The organism is Pseudomonas sp. FW305-20 (assembly GCF_058788075.1).
In genome coordinates this window covers 37,532-59,811 of the sequence record NZ_JBYTAJ010000012.1, presented here as the reverse complement: position 1 = coordinate 59,811, position 22,280 = coordinate 37,532, and the positions used below count along the sequence as shown (strand labels likewise).

The window sequence follows — 22,280 nt, the reverse complement described above, 5'->3', positions numbered from 1 at the left end:
TATTATTCTTTTTAGCTTTTATGATAAACGCCTAAAGTGAGTGGCACAGGAGCCGATACCTTGTGTCCCGACTCAGCGTAATAGCGCGAAGCCATATTCCTGAATGGCATGAAAAAAGATGAAATAATTCTTTTTGTGTTTATTATGCGGGCCAAAATCACAGGGTCAGACCATCGCCGTAGTTATACGGTCTGGTACTCACCGAGCTTTCAGGATCCAGGGCATTCGACCCAGGACCTAAAAATTAGAAACGAGAGGAGCGAAACAAATGAACAAGTCCACCTTGGCCCTGGCTGTGGCCGTAGGGGTTGTGGCGCAGCAGGCAGGCGCCGCCGGTTTCATCGAAGACAGCAAAGCTACTTTGGGGCTGCGTAACTTCTACATCAACACCGATAACCGTAGCGGTGCTGCCGATCCAAGCAGAAACGAAGAATGGGGCCAAGGCTTCGACCTGCGCTTCATCTCTGGCTACACCCAAGGCACCGTAGGTTTTGGTATCGATGCTATCGGCCTGCTGGGCGTACGTCTGGATTCGGGCGGCGGCACTAATGGCAACGTTAACGGCAATGGCTCCCCTGGTAGCGCTTATGGCGGCACTGTTTTCCCAAGCGAGTCCAACGGCGAAGCGGTTGATAACTTCTCCAGCCTGGGCCTGACTGCCAAAGCCAAGATTTCCCAGACCGAACTGAAGCTGGGTACCTTGCAGCCAAAACTGCCGGTGATCGTGACCAACGACGGTCGTCTACTGCCGCAAACTTTCCAGGGCGGCCAGATCACTTCGGGCGAGATCAAGGACCTGACACTGATCGGTGGTCAGATCGAGCACGTCAAGGGTCGTAACTCCAGCAACAATGAACAAATGTCTATCGGCGGCGCTTCCGCGCGTACCGCCAACAGCAACAAGTTCATTTACGCCGGTGGTGACTACAAGATCACCAAAGACCTGACTGCCCAGTACTACTACGGCAATCTGGAAGACTTCTACAAGCAACACTTCCTGGGTCTGGTACACAACTGGGCGATCGGTCCAGGTGTGTTGAAATCTGACCTGCGTTATTTCAACAGCTCCGATGACGGTCTCAATAGCAACACTCCGACCTATTACAGCAGCGGTAACTACAACAGCACCGTCAACGGTAAAGGCAAGGTCGACAACAACCTGTACAGCGGCCTGTTCCTGTACACCGTTGCCGGTCATACCTTCGGCGGCGGCTATCAGGTCAGCAACGGCAGCAGCGACTTCCCTTGGTTGAACCAGGGTGATGGCTCGTCGGCTTACCTGACTACCGACAGCCAGATCGCCAAGTTCGCCCGTGCCGGCGAACGTACCTGGCAGGCACGCTACTCGTATGACTTCGCCAAGGTTGGCGTGCCTGGCTTGACCGCCGGCATGGTTTACTTGCATGGCGACGACATCGATACCCGTTCCCCAGCAAGCTCTGGCAGCTCCGAATGGGAACGCGATCTGACCGTTGGTTATGTCGTACCGGAAGGCCCGTTGAAAAACGTTGGCCTGATGTGGAAAAACGCTACATGGCGCACCAACATCCCGGGCCAACGCGACCAGGACGAAAACCGCCTCATCGTCAGCTACTCGATCCCGCTGTTGTAATAGCGCTCGGGTAACTGAAGTAAAAAAAAGCCCCGCCCGGCATCTCGCCGGGCGGGGCTTTTGCGTTTTCAAGTCAGGCTCACCCCGTAAACCCTCCTCGAAATTTCCCTCTTTGTGCAGCAACTCAAGGCCTTCTCGAACCTTGAGGGCGATAGTCGTCCTGACCGCTGCCGAGGTCCAGTGAACAGTTTTTTAATATTCATTAATGATCTAAATAAATCGATATTTATTCTTTTTAATGAATAAGAAATGCAGGCACAGTTGCCCTCAACAAGCACTCACCAGGAGCAGCACCATGAGCCTCAGACTGGGCGATATTGCCCCCGACTTTGAACAGGATTCCAGCGCCGGCCCCCTCCGTTTCCACGAATGGCTGGGCGATAGCTGGGGCGTGCTTTTTTCCCACCCGGCGGACTTCACCCCTGTGTGCACCACCGAATTGGGCTTCACAGCCAAGCTCAAGGACGAGTTTGCCCAACGCGGCGTGAAAGCCATTGCTCTGTCCGTGGACCCGGTGGACTCGCACCACAAGTGGATCGAAGACATCAACGAAACCCAGAACACCCTCGTCAACTTCCCGATCCTTGCCGACGCCGACCGCAAGGTCTCGGACCTCTACGACCTGATTCATCCCAATGCCAACGACACCCTGACCGTGCGTTCGTTGTTCGTGATCGACCCGAACAAAAAGGTTCGGCTGACCATTACCTACCCGGCGAGCACCGGCCGTAACTTCCATGAAATTCTGCGGGTGATCGACTCGCTGCAACTCACCGACAACTACAAGGTGGCCACCCCGGCCAATTGGCAGGACGGTGATGAAGTGGTGATCGTGCCTTCGCTCAAGGACGAAGACGAAATCAACAAACGCTTTCCCAAGGGCTATCGCGCGGTGAAGCCGTACCTGCGTCTGACGCCACAACCGAACAGATAACTCAGCTAACTCTCGTTCCCACGCTCCGCGTGGGAATGCAGCCCGTGACGCTCCGCGTCCCTTGAGGCAATACCACGCGGAGCGTGGGAACGATCACCACAAAGCAGGGGATCTCAGGCCATTTTTTGGCCTGTTTTTTTGCTCGGAAAAAGCTATTTCGCATAGAACTACAACGAATAACTAAATGAATAAATATGATTTATGGATATAACAATCACCTGTTAAGGTCACTTCCATCAAAGCGAGATCGCAAGCCGCGAATCGCCCACACCGTTCAAGGAATCGTCTGAATGTTGGTTGTCTCACTCGGTGGCAGTCCCAGCCAACGCTCCCGTTCCGGGGTGCTGCTGGCACGCTCTCAACGCTGGTTGCAGGAGCAAGGTGTGGAAGTGGTGAGTTATCAGGTGCGGGACTTCCCGGCCGAGGATTTGCTGCATGCGCGCTTCGACAGCCCAAAGGTGATCGACCTGCTGCAACAGATTGAAAACGCCGATGGCCTGCTGATCGCCACGCCGGTCTACAAAGCGTCGTTCTCCGGCGCACTGAAAACTGTATTGGACCTGCTGCCCGAGCGTGCCCTGGCCCACAAAGTGGTATTGCCAATGGCCACCGGCGGCAGCATCGCGCACATGTTGGCGGTGGACTACGCGCTCAAACCGGTGCTGTCGGCGTTGAAAGCCCAGGAGATGCTCCACGGGATTTTCGCCGTAGACAGCCAGATCGCTTATGGCGAAGGCAGCGCCCAGGCGCAGTTGGCACCGGAACTGGAAGAACGACTGAATGAATCGCTGGAACTGTTTTTCAGCGCCATGGCCCGACGGCCCAAGCCGATCGATCCGAACCTGTTGAATGAACGTTTGTTGAGTGCTCGCTGGAGCATTTAAGCCAGCACTTAAGCCACACCTGAATTTGAAGTACTCACCTTACTCAGCCGCCAACGGCCAAGCAGGTGCAGCCAAAACCCAACTGCAAAAAGGAGAGCGCCATGCGCACTGTCATTTTGCGTCGTGGTCTGGTCGCTCTGTTTGCTGCGGCTGTCACCTTCGGCGCCATTACTCAAGCTCAAGCCGAGACGCTTCGAATCGGCTATCAAAAATACGGCACCCTGGTGCTGCTCAAAGCCAAAGGTACATTGGAAAAACGCCTCGCCGCCCAAGGCGTGGACGTGCAGTGGACTGAATTCCCCGGCGGCCCGCAATTGCTCGAAGGGCTGAACGTCGGCTCCATTGACTTCGGCGTGACGGGTGAAACGCCACCGGTGTTCGCTCAAGCCGCCGGCGCCGATCTGCTCTACGTCGCCTACGAACCACCCGCGCCTCACAGCGAAGCGATCCTGGTGCCGAAGGACTCGCCGATCAAATCGGTGCTGGACCTCAAGGGCAAGAAAGTAGTCCTGAACAAAGGCTCCAACGTTCACTATTTGCTGGTCCGTGCGCTGGAAGATGCCGGCCTCAAATACACCGACATCCAGACCGTCTTCCTGCCGCCGGCCGATGCCCGCGCCGCGTTCGAACGTGGCAGCGTCGATGCCTGGGTGATCTGGGATCCGTACCAGGCCGCCGCCGAACAACAGTTGCAGGCGCGCACCCTGCGTGATGGCCAAGGCATCGTCGACAACCATCAGTTCTACCTCGCGACCAAGCCTTATGCGCAGAAAAATCCGCAGGTAATCAAGACCCTCGTGGAAGAAGTGCGCGCGGTCGGTGAATGGTCCAAGGCCAATCCCGTCGAGGTGACCCAACAAGTCTCGCCGCTGCTCGGCCTGCCCGCCGACATCACCCTCACTTCGATGAAGCGCCAAGGTTTCGGCGCACTGTTCATCACGCCAGACGTGGTCGCCGCGCAACAGAAAATCGCCGATACCTTCTATCAGCTCAAGCTGATTCCAAAGCCACTGAGCATCAAAGACGTGATCTGGACGCCTCCGGCGGCCGTTGCCAACGCTCAGTAATTCGAATCCCCAAGGAGACCACTCCAATGAGCCTCAATATCTTCTGGTTCCTGCCTACCCACGGCGACGGCCATTACCTTGGTACCGCCGAAGGCGCTCGCGCCGTCGACCACGGTTATCTGCAACAAGTCGCGCAAGCGGCGGATCGGCTGGGCTTCGGCGGGGTGCTGATTCCTACCGGGCGTTCTTGCGAAGATTCGTGGCTGGTGGCCGCGTCGCTGATCCCGGTGACCCAGCGTTTGAAATTCCTCGTCGCCCTGCGCCCCGGGATCATTTCCCCGACGGTGGCCGCGCGTCAGGCTGCGACGCTGGATCGCCTGTCCGGCGGCCGTGCCTTGTTCAATCTGGTAACCGGCGGTGATCCGGAAGAATTGGCCGGCGACGGTTTGTTCCTGACTCACGAAGAACGCTATCAAGCCTCGGTGGAATTCACCCGCATCTGGCGCCGCGTGCTGGAAGGCGAAACCGTCGATTATGACGGTCAGCACATCAGCGTGAAGGGCGCGAAGTTGCTCTACCCGCCGATCCAGCAACCGCGTCCGCCGCTGTACTTCGGCGGTTCTTCGGAAGCGGCGCAGGATCTGGCAGCTGAGCAGGTTGAAATGGTTTTGACCTGGGGCGAACCGCCGGCCGCCGTTGCCGAGAAGATCGAACAAGTGCGCGCCAAAGCCGCGAAGCTCGGGCGCACCGTGCGCTTCGGCATTCGCTTGCATGTGATCGTTCGTGAAACCAATGCCGAAGCCTGGCAAGCGGCGGATCGGCTGATCTCTCATCTGGACGACGACACCATCGCTCGCGCCCAGGCTTCTCTGGCGCGCTTCGACTCGGTCGGCCAGCAACGCATGGCCGCCCTGCATGGCGGCAGCCGTGACAACCTGGAAGTCAGCCCCAACCTGTGGGCCGGTGTCGGACTGGTGCGTGGCGGTGCCGGTACGGCATTAGTGGGCGACGGCCCGACCGTGGCCGCCCGCGTGAAGGAATACGCGGACCTGGGCATCGACACGTTCATCTTCTCTGGTTACCCACATCTGGAAGAGTCGTACCGTGTTGCCGAATTGCTGTTCCCGCACCTTGATATCGAGCGTCCGGAACTGCCGAAAAGCGCCGGTTACGTCAGCCCGTTTGGCGAGATGGTCGCCAACGACATCCTCCCCAAAGCCGCCTCGCAGAGCTGAGGCGCGCCATGAAGAAACTTATCCATAGCCTCGCGCCATGGGCGTTGCCGGTGTTGCTGCTGGCGGTGTGGCAGTTGTCGGTGTCGGCGGGCTGGTTGTCGACACGGATTTTGCCGGCACCCATCGCCGTCATCGAAGCCGGCGTCAGCCTGGTGCGCAGCGGTGAAATCTGGACGCACCTGGCGATCAGCGGCTGGCGCGCAGCGCTGGGCTTCGCCATCGGCGGCAGCATCGGCCTGGCTTTGGGCTTCATCACTGGCCTGTCGAAATGGGGCGAACGGCTGCTCGACAGTTCGGTGCAGATGATCCGCAACGTGCCGCACCTGGCGCTGATTCCACTGGTGATCCTGTGGTTCGGCATCGATGAGTCGGCGAAGATTTTCCTGGTGGCGTTGGGCACGTTGTTCCCGATCTACCTCAACACTTATCACGGCATTCGCAACGTCGATCCGGCACTGGTGGAAATGTCCCGCAGTTATGGCTTGTCCGGTTTCAGCTTGTTCCGACAGGTGATCCTGCCGGGCGCGCTGCCTTCGATTCTGGTCGGCGTGCGGTTCGCGCTGGGCTTCATGTGGCTGACGTTGATCGTCGCGGAAACCATTTCCGCCAGCTCCGGCATCGGCTACCTGGCGATGAATGCCCGGGAGTTCTTGCAGACGGACGTGGTGGTGCTGGCGATTCTTTTGTATGCCGTGCTCGGCAAACTCGCCGACCTCGCGGCCCGTGGGCTTGAACGCGTGTGGTTGCGCTGGCACCCGGCCTATCAGGTTGTCAAAGGCGGTGCGGCATGACGGCTCAACAACCTCCACGCCTGCTGCGCGGGATTCCGCTGGCAGTGCGCAAACTGCAGAAGACGTTTGGTGCACGACAGGTTTTGCGCGAGATCGATCTGCACATCCCGGCGGGTCAGTTTGTCGCCGTGGTCGGTCGTAGCGGTTGCGGCAAAAGCACCTTGCTGCGCTTGCTCGCCGGTCTCGACAAACCCACGGGCGGTGAACTGCGCGCGGGCTCCGCGCCCCTGAGTGCGGCGCGGGAAGACACTCGATTGATGTTTCAGGAAGCGCGCTTGCTGCCATGGAAAAAGGTTATCGACAACGTCGGCCTCGGGCTCAAGGGCAACTGGCGTGCGCAAGCGCTGGAAGCGTTGGAGTCGGTGGGCCTGGCTGATCGCGCCAATGAATGGCCGGCCGCCTTGTCCGGCGGCCAGAAGCAACGCGTGGCCCTGGCCCGCGCGCTGATTCACCAACCGCGTTTGCTGTTGCTCGACGAACCGCTGGGCGCGCTGGATGCCCTGACCCGAATTGAAATGCAGCAGCTGATCGAACGGCTCTGGCAGAAGCACGGTTTCACCGTGTTACTGGTCACCCACGACGTCAGTGAAGCGGTGGCGATTGCCGACCGGGTGATCCTGATCGAAGAGGGCGAAGTCGGCCTCGACCTCCACGTTGAGTTGCCGCGCCCTCGGGTTCGTGGCTCCCATCGGCTGGCGGCGCTGGAAACCGAAGTCCTCAATCGCGTGCTGGCGTTGCCCGGCGAACCGCCGGCACCGGAACCTGTTTCACCATTGCCCACGCAATTGCGCTGGGCTCAATAACTCAAGCCTTATCCAACGACAGGAATCAACATCATGACGATCAAAGCCATCAACGTTCGCAACCAGTTCAAAGGCTCCATCAAGGAAATCGTACTCGGCGACGTGCTGTCGGAAATCGACGTACAGACCGCTTCCGGCATCGTCACCTCGGTGATCACCACTCGCTCGGTGAAAGAGCTGGAACTGGTGGTCGGCAGCGAAGTGATCGCGTTTGTGAAATCCACCGAAGTGTCGATCGCCAAGTTGTAAGCGGGTGCGCAAACAACAACCCCGAATGGTTTAAGCCCTGATCGTTCCCACGCTCTGCGTGGGAATGCCTCTACGGACGCTCTGCGTTCGGCTCTCAGGGCTCCGGCGCGCAGCGCCAACCGGCGGCGGGCGCGTAGGAGCCGAGTGAAGACAACAGGCGTGGGTCGCGGAATATCTCGCCGGCGTTTGGATCGATGTCTGCCGGTAACAGTGGTTGCCCGGTCAGCATGGGCAGTGTCGAATAGTCGATGTGCCACGGGGTTTGCCCGGCATGGTGGCGACCGAAAGAGAGTTCGCAGGCAAGCTGTTGCGGGGCGGTTGCCGTATTGATGTGTTCACGCAAATGGCCGCCGGGATTGAGCGCGACCGCGCGGCTGGCGGCGAACAAAAAGTAGTCGCCGGCCAGCACCAGGCAGGCAACGCGTGTTGGATCATCAACCGCCTGCAGCCACTGGCCGCGACAAGTGCCGCGAGAGTCCGGCAACCGCTCCCAGATCTCGTAGTAACTGTCGTCCAGAGCGGTTTCGATCAGGCGTTCGCTGGTTTCGAAATGCATGCGTCCGATGTCTTCTTCGGTGCTGACCGGCTGGTAGTCGAGTTTGCGATGCCACTGGCAAATGTCGCCGTCGACCTGGGTCACGCCGGCGAAGCCTTTTTGCTCGCTCAGGGTCAGCAGGTCAGCGTGATTCTGTTGCTCCAGCGGCAAGGCCGGAAGCGGGGCAGGCGGGATGCGCAGATCGGCAAACAAGCGCGGTGTTTGCAGCCAGTACACAGCCGTTTCGCTGTCGACGCGCCCCGACTGGAATTTGATCAGGCGTCGTTGCCACACGCCAAGGTAGTTGTCTGGAACGTGCGGCATGAAGACCTCGTTGTATTACAGGCTGCGCTTGGGCAGATAGGGCGGCAAATACAGGCCCAGGTAGGCGTCGAATACTCGCATGCCTTCCTCTGCCATGCGCGGCGTGATCTGCCCGTGTTGTTGCACCGAGCGCGCATAGACGCGATCGCCCAGCTCCATGGCCAGCGCAAACACGTCGACATCATTGGGAAGCCTCGGCAGTTCGAAGTGATGATCGAACAGCTTGTGCATCAGGTCGCCGAGTTCGATGTCGTGCTGGCGGTCGGCCTGGGTGACTTCGGTCAGCCCGTGCTGGGCAAGGATCAGTTGGCGGGCGGCGGCGTCTTCGTCGTAGATGTCGAGCATGCGTTGTTCCACCAGGCGCGACAAATCGCGCCAGCCGTGGAGGGCGTCGTGGTCGATGGGCGCTTGCAGGCAGGCACGGAATGCCGCGTGAACGTCGGCCGTCAGGGCTTCGAGCAATGCAGGGACGCTGGCGAAGAAGTGATAGACGGAGGAGGGCGGGATCTCTGCGCGTTCGGCGACGCAGTAGATCGACAGGCTGGCCACGCCCTCGGCAGCCAGCAGCGTGCGGGCGGCATCGAGTATCGAATCGATCCGGGCCTGGCTGCGGGCGCGGGGTTTGCGAAGGGTGGCGGTGCGCGTCATTGAAGTCTCCTGCGGGGCAGCGGGCATTGTACGAGCAGGCATCTGTGTTGTCTGCCAGGACGCCATCGCGAGCAGGCTCGCTCCCACATTTGATTTGTGGGTACCTGTGGGAGCGAGCCTGCTCGCGATGAGTCCAACTCGGTTTAACTGAATAAACCCCATAAAAAAACGCCGCAAGCTGTGAGGCCGGCGGCGTTGTTTTTACTGCAACCGCTTACACGGTATGCAGGTACCAGTTGTACTCGAGGTCGGAGATGGAGTGTTCGAACTCCTCCAGCTCGCTCTCTTTGCACGCGACGAAGATATCGATGTATTTCGGATCGATGTACTTGGCCATGACTTCGCTATCGTCCAGCTCACGCAATGCATCGCGCAGGTTGTTCGGCAGGCTTTGCTCGTTCTGCTCGTAGGAGTTGCCTTCCACGGGTGCGCCCGGCTCGATCTTGTTGGTCAGGCCGTGGTGCACGCCTGCCAGGACCGAAGCCATCAGCAGGTACGGGTTGGCATCGGCGCCGGCAACGCGGTGCTCCAGACGAACCGCGTCGGCGGAACCGGTCGGCACACGCACCGCAACGGTACGGTTGTCCAGGCCCCAGCACGGTGCATTCGGCACGTAGAACTGTGCGCCGAAACGACGGTAGGAGTTGACGTTCGGGCAGAGGAAAGCCATCTGCGCCGGTAGGGTCTCGAGCACACCGCCGATCGCGTGACGCAGTGCGGCGTTCTGCTCGGGATCCTCGCTGGCAAAAATGTTCTTGCCATCTTTATCAAGAATCGAGATGTGGACGTGCAGACCGTTGCCCGCCTGGCCCGGGTAAGGCTTGGCCATGAACGTGGTGTCCATTTCATGGTCGTAGGCGATGTTTTTGATCAGGCGTTTCAGCAGGACCGCGTAGTCGCAGGCCTTGATCGGGTCGGCAACATGGTGCAGGTTCACTTCGAACTGCGCCGGGGCACTTTCCTTGACGATCGCGTCGGCAGGGATGCCTTGCTCTTTCGCACCTTCCAGAATGTCCTGGAGGCAGTCGACGTATTCGTCGAGGTCGTCGATCAGGTAAACCTGGGTCGAATGCGGGCGTTTGCCGGAGATTGGCGAGCGAGGCGGTTGTGGGCGACCGTTCACGTTCTCCTGGTCGATCAGGTAGAACTCCAGTTCGAACGCGGCGCAGATGGTCAGACCCATCTCGTCGAACTTGGCAACAACTTGACGCAGAACTTCACGGGGATCCGCGAAGAAAGGTTCACCTTCAAGTTCGTGCATGGTCATTAACAGTTGCGCGGTAGGGCGCTTCTGCCAAGGTTCATTGCACAGGGTGTCAGGGATTGGATAGCAGATTCGGTCAGCATCGCCGATGTCCAGGCCCAGGCCGGTGCTTTCCACCGTCGAGCCATTGATATCCAGAGCAAATAGAGAGGCCGGCAGGTTGATGCCTTTCTCGTAAACCTTGTGGAGGCTGGTGCGTTCAATGCGCTTGCCGCGCACCACACCATTCATATCCGCAATCAGAAGGTCAACGTACAGAACCTCAGGATGTTCCTTAAGGAACGCGTTCGCTTCGTTAAGCTGAACGGCACGCGGGGGTACCGACATGATGCAACACCTTTGTTGTTAAAAATATCAATCATTGATCTCTTCGGATTCCAGTCAACCCGAACGGCATGCCGAAGTCAAGCGAGGCCTTTTTTGCCCTAAAAAAGCACCCATTGAGCTTTTTTGAGGCACTTTGGGGCGTTTTTATGCCTTTGAGCGCTTTAGCGTCTGCGGGCTTGAGCGGGCCGTGTTGTATTTTTTACGGGGGTGTTGTGTAAAAAAATGAACAAGGCTAAGCTCGATTCAAACCCATAACAGCAATAATACCGGGGTGCTTCATGTCTCGCCTGCCGTTAATCGGCGTCACCGCCTGCTCTAAGCAGATCGGTCTGCATGCTTATCACATCAGTGGCGACAAGTACGTCCGCGCCGTGGCCTCGGCGGCCAATGGCCTGCCGGTGATTCTTCCGTCCCTGGCCGATTTGCTGGCACCGTCCGATATTCTGGACGGTCTGGATGGCATCCTCTTTACAGGCTCACCTTCCAATATAGAACCGTTTCACTATAGCGGCCCCGCCAGCGCGCCGGGCACTGCTCATGATTCTGCACGTGATGCCACCACCCTCCCGTTGATCCGCGCCGCTGTCGAGGCCGGTGTTCCCGTGCTCGGCATTTGCCGCGGCTTCCAGGAAATGAATGTGGCGTTTGGCGGCACCCTGCATCAAAAAGTTCACGAAGCCGGTCCATTCATGGATCACCGTGAAGACGATAGCCTACCGCTTGAAGGACAGTATGCGCCAAGTCATCCGGTGCACATTCAACCGGGTGGCGTGCTCGCGGGCCTGGGGCTGGCGAGTGAGATACAGGTCAATTCGATTCATGGCCAGGGCGTTGAACGTCTGGCGCCGGGCCTTTGCATCGAAGCCTTGGCGCCTGACGGGTTGATCGAGGCCGTCTCGGTCCCGCAGGGCAAGAGTTTTGCTTTGGGAGTGCAATGGCATCCCGAATGGCAGGTAAGCTCAAACCCGGATTACCTTGCGATCTTCCAGGCATTTGGCGATGCCTGCCGTAAGCGCGCATTACAACGCGACGCCGATGCGTCAAACAACGCCTGACTTATCAGAGTCAGGAAACTCAGCCTAAGAGGCATTTATGAGTAACAACCTCGACCAGCTCACCGATTGGTTGAAAGACCACAAGATCACAGAAGTCGAATGCATGATCGCCGACTTGACCGGGATCACCCGGGGCAAGATTTCGCCGACCAACAAGTTCATTGCCGAAAAAGGCATGCGCCTGCCCGAGAGCGTTCTGTTGCAGACCGTGACCGGCGACTATGTCGAAGACGACATCTATTACGAACTGCTCGACCCGGCCGACATCGACATGATCTGCCGCCCCGACCAGAACGCGGTGTACCTTGTGCCCTGGGCCATCGAGCCCACCGCTCAGGTGATCCACGACACCTACGACAAGCAAGGCAACCCGATCGAGCTGTCGCCGCGCAACGTGCTCAAAAAGGTGCTGAAACTCTATTCCGACAAGGGCTGGCAGCCGATCGTGGCGCCAGAAATGGAGTTCTACCTGACCAAGCGCTGCGAAGACCCGGACTTCCCGCTGCAACCGCCGATTGGCCGTTCCGGTCGTCCGGAAACCGGTCGTCAGTCCTTTTCGATTGAAGCGGCGAACGAATTCGATCCGCTGTTCGAAGACGTCTACGACTGGTGCGAATTGCAGGAACTGGACCTGGACACGTTGATCCACGAGGACGGCACGGCGCAGATGGAAATCAACTTCCGTCACGGCGATGCCCTGTCCCTGGCCGACCAGATCCTGGTGTTCAAGCGCACCATGCGCGAAGCCGCGCTCAAGCACGATGTGGCTGCCACCTTCATGGCCAAGCCCATGACCGGCGAGCCGGGCAGTGCGATGCACTTGCACCAGAGCATCATCGACATCGAGACCGGCAAGAACGTCTTCTCCAATGAAGACGGGAGCATGAGCCAGCTGTTCCTGAACCACATCGGTGGTTTGCAGAAACTGATCCCCGAGCTGTTGCCGCTGTTCGCGCCGAACGTCAACTCGTTCCGCCGCTTCTTGCCGGACACCTCGGCGCCGGTGAACGTGGAATGGGGCGAAGAGAACCGCACCGTGGGCCTGCGGGTTCCGGATGCCGGGCCGCAAAACCGTCGGGTGGAAAACCGCCTGCCGGGCGCCGACGCCAACCCGTACCTGGCGATTGCCGCGAGCCTGCTCTGCGGTTACATCGGCATGGTCGAAGGCCTCAACCCGAGTGCGCCGGTGGTGGGGCGCGGCTATGAACGCCGCAACCTGCGCCTGCCACTGACCATCGAAGACGCGCTGGAACGCATGGAACACAGCGCGACTATCGAGAAATACCTGGGCAAGAAATTCATCACTGGCTACGTCGCGGTCAAGCGGGCCGAGCATGAAAACTTCAAGCGCGTGATCAGTTCGTGGGAGCGGGAATTCCTGCTGTTCGCCGTCTGATGCGCCGGGCGCCGCTGATGTTGGCGGCGCTCTCACTGAAAATCTTAGGAGAGTTCGCATGACCAGCAACAACCCGCAAACCCGTGAATGGCAAACCCTGAGCAACGATCACCACCTGGCCCCGTTCAGCGATTTCAAGCAGCTGAAAGAGAAAGGCCCGCGGATTATCACCAACGCCAAAGGCGTTTATCTCTGGGACAGCGAAGGCAACAAGATCCTCGACGGCATGGCCGGCCTGTGGTGCGTAGCCATCGGCTACGGTCGCGATGAACTGGCCGATGCCGCCAGTAAACAGATGCGCGAACTGCCTTACTACAACCTGTTCTTCCAGACGGCTCACCCACCGGTGCTGGAACTGGCCAAGGCCATCTCCGACATCGCGCCACAAGGCATGAACCATGTGTTCTTCACCGGTTCCGGTTCTGAAGGCAACGACACCATGCTGCGTATGGTTCGTCACTACTGGGCGATCAAGGGTCAGCCGAAGAAGAAAGTCATCATCAGCCGCAAGAACGGCTATCACGGTTCCACCGTGGCCGGCGCGAGCCTGGGTGGCATGACGTACATGCACGAACAAGGCGACTTGCCGATTCCGGGCATCGTCCACATCGCGCAGCCGTACTGGTTCGCTGAAGGCGGCGAGATGACACCGGAAGAGTTCGGTGTCTGGGCGGCCAATCAGCTGGAAGAGAAGATTCTGGAAGTCGGCGTGGACAACGTCGGTGCCTTTATTGCCGAGCCGATCCAGGGTGCCGGCGGCGTGATCATTCCGCCAGCCACCTACTGGCCGCGCATCAAGGAAATCCTTGCCAAGTACGACATCCTGTTCGTGGCTGACGAAGTGATCTGTGGTTTCGGCCGTACCGGCGAGTGGTTCGGTAGCGATTTCTACGACCTCAAACCCGACATGATGACCATCGCCAAAGGCCTGACCTCCGGCTACATCCCTATGGGTGGCCTGATCGTGCGTGATGAAGTGGTTGAGGTGCTCAACGAAGGCGGCGATTTCAACCACGGTTTCACCTATTCCGGGCACCCGGTGGCCGCTGCGGTGGCACTGGAGAACATCCGCATCCTGCGCGAAGAAAAAATTATCGAGCGCGTTCATGCAGAAACGGCACCCTATTTGCAAAAGCGTCTACGGGAACTGAGCGATCACCCGTTGGTGGGCGAAGTGCGTGGCGTGGGTCTGTTGGGGGCCATAGAACTGGTTCAGGACAAAGCCACTCGCAAACGTTTCGAAGGCAAGGGCGCCGGCATGATTTGCCGCACGTTCTGCTTCGAAAACGGCCTGATCATGCGCGCCGTGGGCGACACCATGATCATTGCTCCGCCACTGGTGATTACACCGGCTGAAATCGACGAGTTGGTGACCAAGGCACGCAAGTGCCTGGACCTGACCTTGAGTGCGTTGCAGGGCTAAGTGCTAGGCTCTGAGCGAGGTGTGAAGTGTGCACTTCGCTCAGCGCAAACAAAGGATGGGTCTTTCCTTGAAAGCCTGCCTTGGATCTTGCCAGACTACCGGTTGTTTTAGTTGCCCAGGAAAAGGCCGCTGGCTCTTGGTTAACAAGAACGTGGTTAAAAAGAATAATTGGAGCATTACCCATGAAGGCATTAGGTATGAAGATAGCTGGCAAGACCCTCCTCGCCATGTCCCTGATGGGCATGATGGCGGGCGCAGTTCAGGCGGACGACAAGGTTCTTCGCGTGTACAACTGGTCCGATTACATCGCGCCGGACACCGTCAAGAAGTTCGAAGCCGAGTCGGGGATCAAGGTTGTTTACGACGTCTTCGACAGTAATGAAACCCTGGAAGCCAAGTTACTGGCAGGCAAGTCCGGCTACGACATCGTCGTACCGTCGAACAACTTCCTGGCCAAGCAGATCAAGGCCGGCGTTTACCAGAAGCTCGACAAGTCCAAGCTGCCTAACTGGAAGAACCTGAACACTGACCTGCTTAAAGCAGTATCGGTAAGCGACCCGGGCAACGAACACGCGTTCCCGTACATGTGGGGTTCGATCGGTATCGGCTTCAACGCCGAGAAGGTCAAGGCTGCACTGGGCGCCGATGCGCCAACCAACTCCTGGGACCTGCTGTTCAAACCTGAAAACGCTGCCAAGTTGAAATCGTGCGGTATCAGCTTCCTCGATTCGCCAACCGAGATGATTCCGGTGGCGTTGCACTACCTCGGTTACCCAACCGACAGCCAGGACAAAAAACAACTGGCCGAAGCCGAAGCGCTTTTCCTGAAGATTCGTCCGTCGGTGGGCTACTTCCACTCGTCCAAGTACATCTCCGACCTGGCCAACGGCAACATCTGCGTGGCCGTGGGTTACTCGGGCGACATCTACCAGGCCAAGGCTCGCGCGGCTGAAGCCGGTGACAAGGTGAAAGTCAGCTACAACATTCCGAAAGAAGGTGCAGGCAGCTTCTACGACATGGTCGCCATCCCTAAAGATGCCGAAAACGTCGAAGGCGCCTACAAGTTCATGACCTTCCTGCAGAAGCCGGAAATCATGGCTGAAATCACCAACGCCGTACGTTTCCCGAACGGTAACGCAGCCGCCACCGCATTGGTCGATAAAGAAATCACCGCCGACCCGGGCATCTACCCGCCAGAAGACGTGCTGGCCAAGCTGTACGCGATTGCCGACTTGCCGGCCGCGACGCAGCGGATCCTGACTCGCAGCTGGACCAAGATCAAATCCGGTAAGTAAGTAACAAACCCTGTAGCAGCTGTCGCAGGCTGCGTCCAACCGCGCAGCGGTTGCGCTCTCAAGAACGCGGGAAGGTCCTTCGGACCTTAACGCAGCCTTCGGCAGCTGTTACAGGGTTCTGCATAAAAGTTTTGCTGGAACGGTTTTTCGAGGGTAAGTTGCGCGCCGGTTTTGTTGCCAGGCAGCCATGGCTGTCATGTAACGCGGGGCAACTTGGGCCCAACTAATTTTAGAGGACCTCCACGTGCCTGTTTTTTCTTTGTTGCGCAATGCACTGCTGGTCGGCGCCGGACTGACACTTGCCGTGAGTGTCCAGGCCGCTGGCACTGTGCATATTTATAACTGGTCGGACTACATCGGTTCGACAACCCTGGCCGACTTCCAGAAAGAGACCGGCATCAAGCCGGTGTATGACGTCTTCGACTCCAACGAAACCCTGGAAGGCAAGTTGCTGGCCGGGCGTACCGGTTATGACGTGGTCGTACCGTCCAACCACTTCCTCGGCAAGCAGATCAAGGCGGGCGCTTTCCAGAAGCTCGACAAGTCCAAGCTGCCCAACTATGCCAACCTCGACCCGGTGCTGCTCAAGCGCCTGGAGCAAAACGATCCGGGTAACGTGTACGCCGTGCCGTACCTGTGGGGCACCAACGGCATCGGTTACAACGTCGACAAAGTGAAGGCTGTTTTGGGCCTCGACAAGATCGATTCCTGGGATGTGGTGTTCGAGCCGGAAAACATCAAGAAACTGCAAAGCTGCGGCGTGGCGTTTCTCGACTCCGCCGATGAAATGATGCCCACGGTCCTCAACTACATGGGCCTGAACGCCAACAGCACCAACCCCGAAGACTACAAAAAGGCCGAAGCCAAGTTGCTGGCGGTGCGGCCTTACGTGACCTATTTCCACTCGTCCAAATACATCGCGGACCTGGCCAACGGCGATATCTGCGTGGCGATCGGTTTTTCCGGCGACATGTTCCAGGCCAAGGCCCGCGCGGCTGAAGCCGGCAAAGGCATGAACATCGCCTACTCGATTCCGAAAGAGGGCGGCGCGCTCTGGTTCGACATGCTGGCGATCCCCAAGGATGCAGCCAACGTCAAGGAAGCCCACGCCTTTATCAATTATTTGCTGAAACCCGAGGTGATCGCCCAAGTCAGCGATTACGTGGGTTACGCCAACCCTAACCCAGGGTCGGACAAGCTGATGGACGAATCCATTCGCACCGACGAATCGGTTTATCCACCGCAAGCCGTCCTCGACAAGACTTACGTGTCTATCGAGTTGCCACCAAACATTCAACGTTTGATGACCCGCAGCTGGACCAAGGTCAAGTCGGGTAAATAGCGACAAGGCTCAAACTATCCAAGGTTGGCTCACCTTGAGCGAACTGCACTCTTTTTTTCTGGGAGTTTCGTAAATGGCAGTTGCCTCCGGCGCCTATAAGAAAGCCCTCGAGGGCGACCAATCACCTAAACAGGTGTTGGTCAAAATCGACCGGGTCACGAAGAAGTTCGACGAGACGATTGCCGTGGACGACGTGTCCCTGGAAATCAAGAAAGGCGAGATTTTCGCCCTGCTCGGCGGTTCGGGATCGGGCAAATCCACGTTGCTGCGCATGCTCGCAGGCTTCGAACGGCCCACGGAGGGGCGCATTTTCCTCGATGGCGTAGACATCACGGACATGCCGCCCTACGAGCGACCGATCAACATGATGTTCCAGTCCTACGCGTTGTTCCCGCACATGACCGTGGCGCAGAACATCGCATTTGGCCTCAAACAGGACAAAATCCCCGCCGCTGAAGTCGATGCCCGTGTCGCGGACATGCTCAAGCTGGTTCAGATGACGCAGTACGCCAAGCGCAAGCCGCATCAGTTGTCCGGTGGCCAGCGTCAGCGTGTGGCCCTGGCGCGTTCCCTGGCCAAGCGGCCGAAGCTGTTGCTGCTCGACGAACCGATGGGGGCTCTGGACAAGAAGCTGCGTTCGCAAATGCAGCTGGAGCTGGTCGAGATCATCGAGCGGGTCGGCGTAACCTGCGTCATGGTGACCCACGACCAGGAAGAGGCCATGACCATGGCCGAGCGTATCGCGATCATGCACCTGGGCTGGATCGCCCAGATCGGCAGCCCGATCGACATCTACGAAACCCCGACCAGCCGCCTGGTCTGCGAATTCATCGGCAACGTCAACATCTTCGAAGGTGAAGTGATCGACGACGCCGAAGGCCACGCAATCATCACCTGCAAGGACCTGGACCGGCAGATTTACGTGGGCCACGGTATCAGCACGTCGGTGCAGGACAAATCCGTGACCTACGCGATCCGTCCGGAAAAACTGCTGGTGACGCCGACCATGCCGACCTGCGAATACAACTGGTCCAGCGGCAAGGTGCACGACATCGCCTACCTCGGCGGCCACTCGGTGTTCTACGTCGAACTGCCGAGCGGCAAGATCGTCCAGTCTTTCGTCGCCAACGCCGAGCGCCGCGGCCAGCGCCCAACCTGGGGTGACCAGGTTTATGTGTACTGGGAAGACGACAGCGGCGTGGTACTTCGCTCATGAACATGCGCAAATTCAAACGCCGCCTCAATCGAATAATTCCCGGTGGCCGCCAGTTGGTCATCGGGGTTCCGTTCATCTGGCTGTTCCTGTTCTTCATGTTGCCGTTCTTCATCGTCCTGAAGATCAGCTTCGCCGAAGCCGACGTGGCCATTCCGCCGTACACCGAGATCTACAGCTACCTCGACCAAAAGGTGCAGTTGCTGCTTAACCTGAGCAACTACGCGATGCTGGCCGGCGATGATTTGTACATCGCCGCCTACCTCGGCTCATTGAAGATGGCGCTGATCAGCACTGTCCTCTGTTTGCTGATCGGCTACCCGATGGCCTACGCCATCGCCAGTGCCCGCAAAGAGATGCAAACGGTACTCGTGCTGCTGATCATGATGCCGACCTGGACCGCGATCCTGATCCGCGTTTACGCGTGGATGGGCATCCTCAGCAACAACGGTCTGCTCAATGGTTTCCTGATGACCATGGGCTGGATCGACGAACCGCTGCAGATCCTCAACACCAACCTCGCGGTGTACATCGGCGTGGTTTATTCGTACCTGCCGTTCATGATCCTGCCGCTCTACGCCAACCTGGTGAAGCACGACAACAGCCTGCTGGAAGCCGCCTCCGACCTGGGTTCAAGCACGTTCAACAGCTTCTGGAAGATCACCATTCCGCTGTCCAAGAACGGCATCGTCGCCGGCTGCATGCTGGTGTTCATTCCGGTGGTGGGCGAGTTCGTGATCCCGGAACTGCTCGGCGGTCCGGAAACCCTGATGATCGGCAAGGTGCTCTGGCAAGAGTTCTTCAACAACCGTGACTGGCCGGTGGCGTCTGCCCTGGCGGTGGTGATGCTGGCGATCCTGATTGTGCCGATCATCCTGTTCAACCGCAGTCAGGCCAAGGAAATGGAGGGTAAAGAATGAAGCGCTTCCGTTTCTCAAGTTTCATGCTGGTGGCGGGTTTGCTGTTCATCTACGCGCCGATGCTGATCCTGGTGATCTACTCGTTCAACGCCTCGAAACTGGTGACGGTGTGGGGCGGCTGGTCGATCAAGTGGTACGTCGGCTTGATGGACAACACCCAACTGATGGGCTCGGTGGTGCGCTCGCTGGAAATCGCCTGCTACACGGCGATTGCAGCGGTGGCACTGGGGACGCTGGCGGCATTCGTACTCACCCGTATCACCCACTTCAAGGGCCGCACTCTGTTCGGTGGCCTGGTCACCGCGCCGCTGGTGATGCCTGAGGTGATCACCGGTCTGTCGCTGTTGCTGCTGTTCGTGGCGATGGCGCAGATGATCGGTTGGCCACAGGAACGCGGCATCCTCACCATCTGGATCGCCCACACGACGTTCTGTGCGGCGTATGTGGCGGTGGTGGTCTCGGCGCGCTTGCGTGAGCTGGACCTGTCCATCGAAGAAGCGGCCATGGACCTTGGGGCGCGGCCGTGGAAGGTGTTCTTCCTGATCACCATTCCGATGATCGCGCCATCGTTGGGGGCTGGCGGCATGATGTCGTTCGCCTTGTCCCTGGATGACCTGGTATTGGCGAGCTTCGTGTCCGGCCCGGGTTCCACGACCCTGCCGATGGAAGTGTTCTCGGCGGTGCGTCTGGGCGTGAAACCCGAGATCAACGCCGTGGCCAGTCTGATTCTGCTGGCGGTATCGCTGATGACGTTCCTGGTCTGGTTCTTCAGCCGCCGTGCCGAAGAAAGTCGCAAGCGTGCGATCCAGCAGGCGATCGAAGAAAGCGCTGCCGACTCCTGGAAACAACCGGACGTGCGTCGCGCCCCGCAGGCGCCGGAAGCGGCTTGAGCCTCACCTGATCGTTCCCACGCTCTGCGTGGGAATGCCTCAACGGACGCTCCGCGTTCGGCTTTGGAGGGGACGCGGAGCGTCCCGGGCTGCATTCCCACGCGGAGCGTGGGAACGATCAAGATCAGGAAACCCAAGGGGACTTGCGGATGATCTCGACGAAGTTCATCGGTTTGAAGCCCTGCTCGCTATCCACCAGCACATCCGCGTTCACGGTGCCAAACGTGGTATCCGGCTTGTGTTTGAAGCCATTGGCAAACGCACACAGGATGCATTCCTTGAACCCTTCGCCACGCGGGTGGGCATGCACCACTGCTTCGCGTTGCGCGCTGGGGAATGCTGCGTAATCGATGCCCAGCACATCCATTTCAACACCCGCGGTGACCAGCGCCACATTAGGTCGCAGGTGTTGCGGCACGCCCGGTGTGGTGTGCAGGGCAATCGACAACCAGACCTGCTCGATATCGTCATCGGACAAACCGTAAGGCTTGAGGAACGCTTTGGCGGCATTGGCGCTATCGACTTCGAAGCGTTCGTTGTCGCTGCGATGACCCTCCACCAGACCCAAGTCATGGAACATCGCGCCGACGTACAGCAGTTCGGGGTTGTAGGTCAGTTGCTTGCGTTCACCGCTCAAGGCGCCGAACAGAAACACCCGGCGCGAGTGGTGATACAGCAAGTCTGATTCGACGTCGCGAATGTATTCCGTGGTGGCTTTGGCCAACGCACTGTCGGGGATTTTGATACCGGCGATGGTGCTGCTCATCGTGCTGTCCTCATGGGGAGCGCCGTGGCGGCGCTGATGGGTTCAGTCTGTCCGCGCCCCCGAAACCGGACAATCGATCCAAGGCTGCGATCCCGGCCAATGAGCATGCATATCGTGCCAACCTCGCGTGTTGGGCGAGGATTGGCTAAGTTTGAATCAGGATACACGCACCCCCTGTAGCAGCTGCCGAGCTTGCGAGGCTGCGTCCGGCTGCGCAGCAGTCGTAAACCCTGCGCACGCGATTCACCTGAAAGACCGCATTGCCTGATTTCACGACTGCTGCGCAGCCGGACGCAGCCTCGCAGGCTCGGCAGCTGCTACAGGTCGTGTGATGGCTGACTTTCATTTCAATACCTGGAAGGCGATTCCTGCCATGAGTAAAACCGTTGCCATCGTGGTCTTTGCCGGCGTTCAGTCCCTGGACGTCACCGGTCCCATGGATGTGTTTTGCGAAGCCAATCGTTTCCTTGAACCCCCCGATCACTATCGACTGGAGGTGATCGGCGTCGAGCGCGGGATGATGGCGTGTTCCAACGGTTTGTCACTCAATGCCCATCGGCATTTCAGCGAAGCGCTGGAGGCGTATGACTTGCTGCTGGTGGCCGGTGGGCCGCAGTTGCCGTTCATGGATTTTGGTGCGGCGTTCGATACCTGGCTGCGCGACGCCTGCGCTCAGGCGCAACGTTTTGGCTCGATCTGCAACGGCGCGTTCATGCTCGCCCGGGCCGGGTTGCTGGAAAGGCGAACGGTCACCACCCACTGGGGTGACGCCGCGGCGCTGGCGCAGTTGTGCCCGTCGACTCAGGTCGAGGCGGATCGCCTTTACGTGCAGGACGGCGAGCTCTACACCTCGGCGGGTGTAACGGCGGGGATTGATTTGTCGCTGTACTTGCTGGCCAGGGATCACGGGCCGGAAGTCGCGCTGAATGTGGCAAAGCGACTGGTGGTGTTCACTCAGCGCTCGGGTGGGCAGTCACAGTTCAGCCCATTCCTCACGCCACACGCCGAGCCCACTTCGGCCGTGGCGTTGGTGCAGCTCTATGTATTGGCCAACCTGACGGGCGACCTGGCGATTGCCGACCTGGCCAACGCCGCCAACATGAGCGCCCGCAACTTTTCCCGGGTGTTTGCCAAAGAGGCGAAAGTCACCCCGGCAGAATTCGTCGAACGGGCCAGGGTGGATGCGGCGCGGGTGTTGCTTGAAAGCACCCACTCGCCGCTGAAGACCGTGGCTTACCAGTGCGGATTTCGCGATGCCCAGCACATGCGCAGTGTGTTCAATCGCAGGCTGGGCGTGACGCCACAGCAGTTCAGGCTGAACTTTGCGGCGATGGTTTGAACGCTGATCTATCGTTCCCACGCAGAGC

The 22,280-nt window shown here is 58.8% G+C and carries 21 protein-coding genes; 17 read left to right on the top strand and 4 right to left on the bottom strand.

All coding sequences use genetic code 11. From position 1 onward, the window contains the following. The first annotated feature begins 268 nt into the window (after nt 1–268). From AC3WP4_RS12830 to AC3WP4_RS12795, 8 genes are all read left to right on the top strand, one after another. On the top strand, nt 269–1,612 hold the full coding sequence (locus tag AC3WP4_RS12830; RefSeq protein ID WP_102616112.1) for an OprD family porin: 1,344 nt from the start codon (nt 269–271) through the stop codon (nt 1,610–1,612). A 295-nt stretch (nt 1,613–1,907) separates the two neighbouring features. Beyond that, nucleotides 1,908–2,546 carry a peroxiredoxin gene (locus tag AC3WP4_RS12825; RefSeq protein ID WP_102616111.1) on the top strand — a complete coding sequence of 213 codons (639 nt, stop codon included), beginning with the start codon at nt 1,908–1,910 and terminating at the stop codon, nt 2,544–2,546. Between the two features lie 290 nt (nt 2,547–2,836). Continuing rightward, a complete protein-coding gene (gene ssuE, locus AC3WP4_RS12820) occupies nt 2,837–3,430 on the top strand; it encodes an NADPH-dependent FMN reductase (RefSeq protein ID WP_074871799.1) in 594 nt (197 codons plus the stop codon). A 101-nt stretch (nt 3,431–3,531) separates the two neighbouring features. After that, nucleotides 3,532–4,497: a sulfonate ABC transporter substrate-binding protein gene (locus tag AC3WP4_RS12815; protein WP_102616110.1), complete on the top strand. Its 966-nt coding sequence runs from the start codon at nt 3,532–3,534 to the stop codon at nt 4,495–4,497. A gap of 26 nt (nt 4,498–4,523) precedes the next feature. After that, a complete protein-coding gene (gene ssuD / locus AC3WP4_RS12810; protein WP_008026018.1) occupies nt 4,524–5,672 on the top strand; it encodes an FMNH2-dependent alkanesulfonate monooxygenase in 1,149 nt (382 codons plus the stop codon). 8 nt (nt 5,673–5,680) lie between these two features. After that, nucleotides 5,681–6,463 (top strand): aliphatic sulfonate ABC transporter permease SsuC, encoded by a 783-nt coding sequence (ssuC, locus tag AC3WP4_RS12805; RefSeq protein WP_102616109.1) that lies wholly within the window; start codon nt 5,681–5,683, stop codon nt 6,461–6,463. After that, nucleotides 6,460–7,266 (top strand): aliphatic sulfonates ABC transporter ATP-binding protein, encoded by an 807-nt coding sequence (ssuB, locus tag AC3WP4_RS12800; RefSeq protein WP_102616108.1) that lies wholly within the window; start codon nt 6,460–6,462, stop codon nt 7,264–7,266. The genes ssuC and ssuB overlap by 4 nt, the downstream gene beginning before the upstream one ends. Nucleotides 7,267–7,299: 33 nt before the next feature. Then, nucleotides 7,300–7,515 (top strand): TOBE domain-containing protein, encoded by a 216-nt coding sequence (locus AC3WP4_RS12795; protein WP_003229256.1) that lies wholly within the window; start codon nt 7,300–7,302, stop codon nt 7,513–7,515. A gap of 94 nt (nt 7,516–7,609) precedes the next feature. On the opposite strand, the gene AC3WP4_RS12790 is transcribed toward AC3WP4_RS12795, so the two are convergent. The 3 genes from AC3WP4_RS12790 to AC3WP4_RS12780 all read right to left on the bottom strand — a co-directional run bounded on the left by AC3WP4_RS12790 (nt 7,610) and on the right by AC3WP4_RS12780 (nt 10,613). Continuing rightward, a complete protein-coding gene (locus AC3WP4_RS12790) occupies nt 7,610–8,374 on the bottom strand; it encodes a hypothetical protein (RefSeq protein WP_102616107.1) in 765 nt (254 codons plus the stop codon). 15 nt (nt 8,375–8,389) lie between these two features. Then, nucleotides 8,390–9,022 carry a TetR/AcrR family transcriptional regulator gene (locus AC3WP4_RS12785; RefSeq protein WP_102616106.1) on the bottom strand — a complete coding sequence of 211 codons (633 nt, stop codon included), beginning with the start codon at nt 9,020–9,022 and terminating at the stop codon, nt 8,390–8,392. Nucleotides 9,023–9,236: 214 nt separating this feature from the next. Continuing rightward, nucleotides 9,237–10,613 carry a glutamine synthetase family protein gene (locus AC3WP4_RS12780; RefSeq protein ID WP_008150449.1) on the bottom strand — a complete coding sequence of 459 codons (1,377 nt, stop codon included), beginning with the start codon at nt 10,611–10,613 and terminating at the stop codon, nt 9,237–9,239. Nucleotides 10,614–10,891: 278 nt separating this feature from the next. Here AC3WP4_RS12780 and AC3WP4_RS12775 point away from each other — a divergent pair, with 278 nt between their 5' ends. The 8 genes from AC3WP4_RS12775 (at nt 10,892) to AC3WP4_RS12740 (ending at nt 20,147) form a co-directional block, all read left to right on the top strand. Further along, nucleotides 10,892–11,668 (top strand): gamma-glutamyl-gamma-aminobutyrate hydrolase family protein, encoded by a 777-nt coding sequence (locus AC3WP4_RS12775; RefSeq protein WP_102616105.1) that lies wholly within the window; start codon nt 10,892–10,894, stop codon nt 11,666–11,668. Nucleotides 11,669–11,705: 37 nt separating this feature from the next. Beyond that, a complete protein-coding gene (locus AC3WP4_RS12770) occupies nt 11,706–13,064 on the top strand; it encodes a glutamine synthetase family protein (RefSeq protein ID WP_074871785.1) in 1,359 nt (452 codons plus the stop codon). A gap of 58 nt (nt 13,065–13,122) precedes the next feature. After that, nucleotides 13,123–14,487, top strand: coding sequence for an aspartate aminotransferase family protein (locus AC3WP4_RS12765; RefSeq protein WP_074871784.1), 1,365 nt, complete (start codon nt 13,123–13,125; stop codon nt 14,485–14,487). Between the two features lie 197 nt (nt 14,488–14,684). After that, a complete protein-coding gene (locus tag AC3WP4_RS12760) occupies nt 14,685–15,782 on the top strand; it encodes a polyamine ABC transporter substrate-binding protein (protein WP_074871782.1) in 1,098 nt (365 codons plus the stop codon). A 244-nt stretch (nt 15,783–16,026) separates the two neighbouring features. Beyond that, a complete protein-coding gene (locus AC3WP4_RS12755) occupies nt 16,027–17,124 on the top strand; it encodes a polyamine ABC transporter substrate-binding protein (protein WP_074871779.1) in 1,098 nt (365 codons plus the stop codon). A gap of 73 nt (nt 17,125–17,197) precedes the next feature. After that, nucleotides 17,198–18,340 carry an ABC transporter ATP-binding protein gene (locus tag AC3WP4_RS12750; RefSeq protein ID WP_074871777.1) on the top strand — a complete coding sequence of 381 codons (1,143 nt, stop codon included), beginning with the start codon at nt 17,198–17,200 and terminating at the stop codon, nt 18,338–18,340. After that, nucleotides 18,337–19,257 (top strand): ABC transporter permease subunit, encoded by a 921-nt coding sequence (locus tag AC3WP4_RS12745; protein ID WP_074871776.1) that lies wholly within the window; start codon nt 18,337–18,339, stop codon nt 19,255–19,257. Before AC3WP4_RS12750 ends, AC3WP4_RS12745 begins: the two co-directional genes overlap by 4 nt. Continuing rightward, on the top strand, nt 19,254–20,147 hold the full coding sequence (locus AC3WP4_RS12740) for an ABC transporter permease subunit (protein ID WP_074871774.1): 894 nt from the start codon (nt 19,254–19,256) through the stop codon (nt 20,145–20,147). Before AC3WP4_RS12745 ends, AC3WP4_RS12740 begins: the two co-directional genes overlap by 4 nt. A 124-nt stretch (nt 20,148–20,271) precedes the next feature. Here AC3WP4_RS12740 and AC3WP4_RS12735 read toward each other — a convergent pair whose 3' ends face one another. After that, the gene (locus AC3WP4_RS12735) at nt 20,272–20,913 is read right to left on the bottom strand and encodes an HD domain-containing protein (RefSeq protein WP_074871772.1); all 642 of its coding nucleotides are present in this window, start codon (nt 20,911–20,913) and stop codon (nt 20,272–20,274) included. A gap of 373 nt (nt 20,914–21,286) precedes the next feature. On the opposite strand from AC3WP4_RS12735, the gene AC3WP4_RS12730 reads away from it, so the two are divergent. Beyond that, a complete protein-coding gene (locus tag AC3WP4_RS12730; RefSeq protein ID WP_102616117.1) occupies nt 21,287–22,252 on the top strand; it encodes a GlxA family transcriptional regulator in 966 nt (321 codons plus the stop codon). The last annotated feature ends 28 nt before the right edge of the window (nt 22,253–22,280 follow it).

Excerpts from the sequence above, each read along its gene's own strand:
- AC3WP4_RS12775 (WP_102616105.1), top strand. The coding sequence starts at position 10,892 with ATGTCTCGCCTGCCGTTAATCGGCGTCACCGCCTGCTCTAAGCAGATC.
- AC3WP4_RS12770 (WP_074871785.1), top strand. The coding sequence starts at position 11,706 with ATGAGTAACAACCTCGACCAGCTCACCGATTGGTTGAAAGACCACAAG.
- AC3WP4_RS12745 (WP_074871776.1), top strand. The coding sequence starts at position 18,337 with ATGAACATGCGCAAATTCAAACGCCGCCTCAATCGAATAATTCCCGGT.
- AC3WP4_RS12730 (WP_102616117.1), top strand. The coding sequence starts at position 21,287 with ATGAGTAAAACCGTTGCCATCGTGGTCTTTGCCGGCGTTCAGTCCCTG.
- AC3WP4_RS12785 (WP_102616106.1), bottom strand. The coding sequence starts at position 9,022 with ATGACGCGCACCGCCACCCTTCGCAAACCCCGCGCCCGCAGCCAGGCC.
- ssuC (WP_102616109.1), top strand. The coding sequence starts at position 5,681 with ATGAAGAAACTTATCCATAGCCTCGCGCCATGGGCGTTGCCGGTGTTG.
- AC3WP4_RS12830 (WP_102616112.1), top strand. The coding sequence starts at position 269 with ATGAACAAGTCCACCTTGGCCCTGGCTGTGGCCGTAGGGGTTGTGGCG.
- AC3WP4_RS12750 (WP_074871777.1), top strand. The coding sequence starts at position 17,198 with ATGGCAGTTGCCTCCGGCGCCTATAAGAAAGCCCTCGAGGGCGACCAA.
- ssuD (WP_008026018.1), top strand. The coding sequence starts at position 4,524 with ATGAGCCTCAATATCTTCTGGTTCCTGCCTACCCACGGCGACGGCCAT.
- AC3WP4_RS12760 (WP_074871782.1), top strand. The coding sequence starts at position 14,685 with ATGAAGATAGCTGGCAAGACCCTCCTCGCCATGTCCCTGATGGGCATG.
- AC3WP4_RS12790 (WP_102616107.1), bottom strand. The coding sequence starts at position 8,374 with ATGCCGCACGTTCCAGACAACTACCTTGGCGTGTGGCAACGACGCCTG.
- AC3WP4_RS12825 (WP_102616111.1), top strand. The coding sequence starts at position 1,908 with ATGAGCCTCAGACTGGGCGATATTGCCCCCGACTTTGAACAGGATTCC.
- AC3WP4_RS12780 (WP_008150449.1), bottom strand. The coding sequence starts at position 10,613 with ATGTCGGTACCCCCGCGTGCCGTTCAGCTTAACGAAGCGAACGCGTTC.
- AC3WP4_RS12795 (WP_003229256.1), top strand. The coding sequence starts at position 7,300 with ATGACGATCAAAGCCATCAACGTTCGCAACCAGTTCAAAGGCTCCATC.
- AC3WP4_RS12740 (WP_074871774.1), top strand. The coding sequence starts at position 19,254 with ATGAAGCGCTTCCGTTTCTCAAGTTTCATGCTGGTGGCGGGTTTGCTG.
- AC3WP4_RS12735 (WP_074871772.1), bottom strand. The coding sequence starts at position 20,913 with ATGAGCAGCACCATCGCCGGTATCAAAATCCCCGACAGTGCGTTGGCC.
- ssuE (WP_074871799.1), top strand. The coding sequence starts at position 2,837 with ATGTTGGTTGTCTCACTCGGTGGCAGTCCCAGCCAACGCTCCCGTTCC.
- AC3WP4_RS12815 (WP_102616110.1), top strand. The coding sequence starts at position 3,532 with ATGCGCACTGTCATTTTGCGTCGTGGTCTGGTCGCTCTGTTTGCTGCG.
- AC3WP4_RS12765 (WP_074871784.1), top strand. The coding sequence starts at position 13,123 with ATGACCAGCAACAACCCGCAAACCCGTGAATGGCAAACCCTGAGCAAC.
- ssuB (WP_102616108.1), top strand. The coding sequence starts at position 6,460 with ATGACGGCTCAACAACCTCCACGCCTGCTGCGCGGGATTCCGCTGGCA.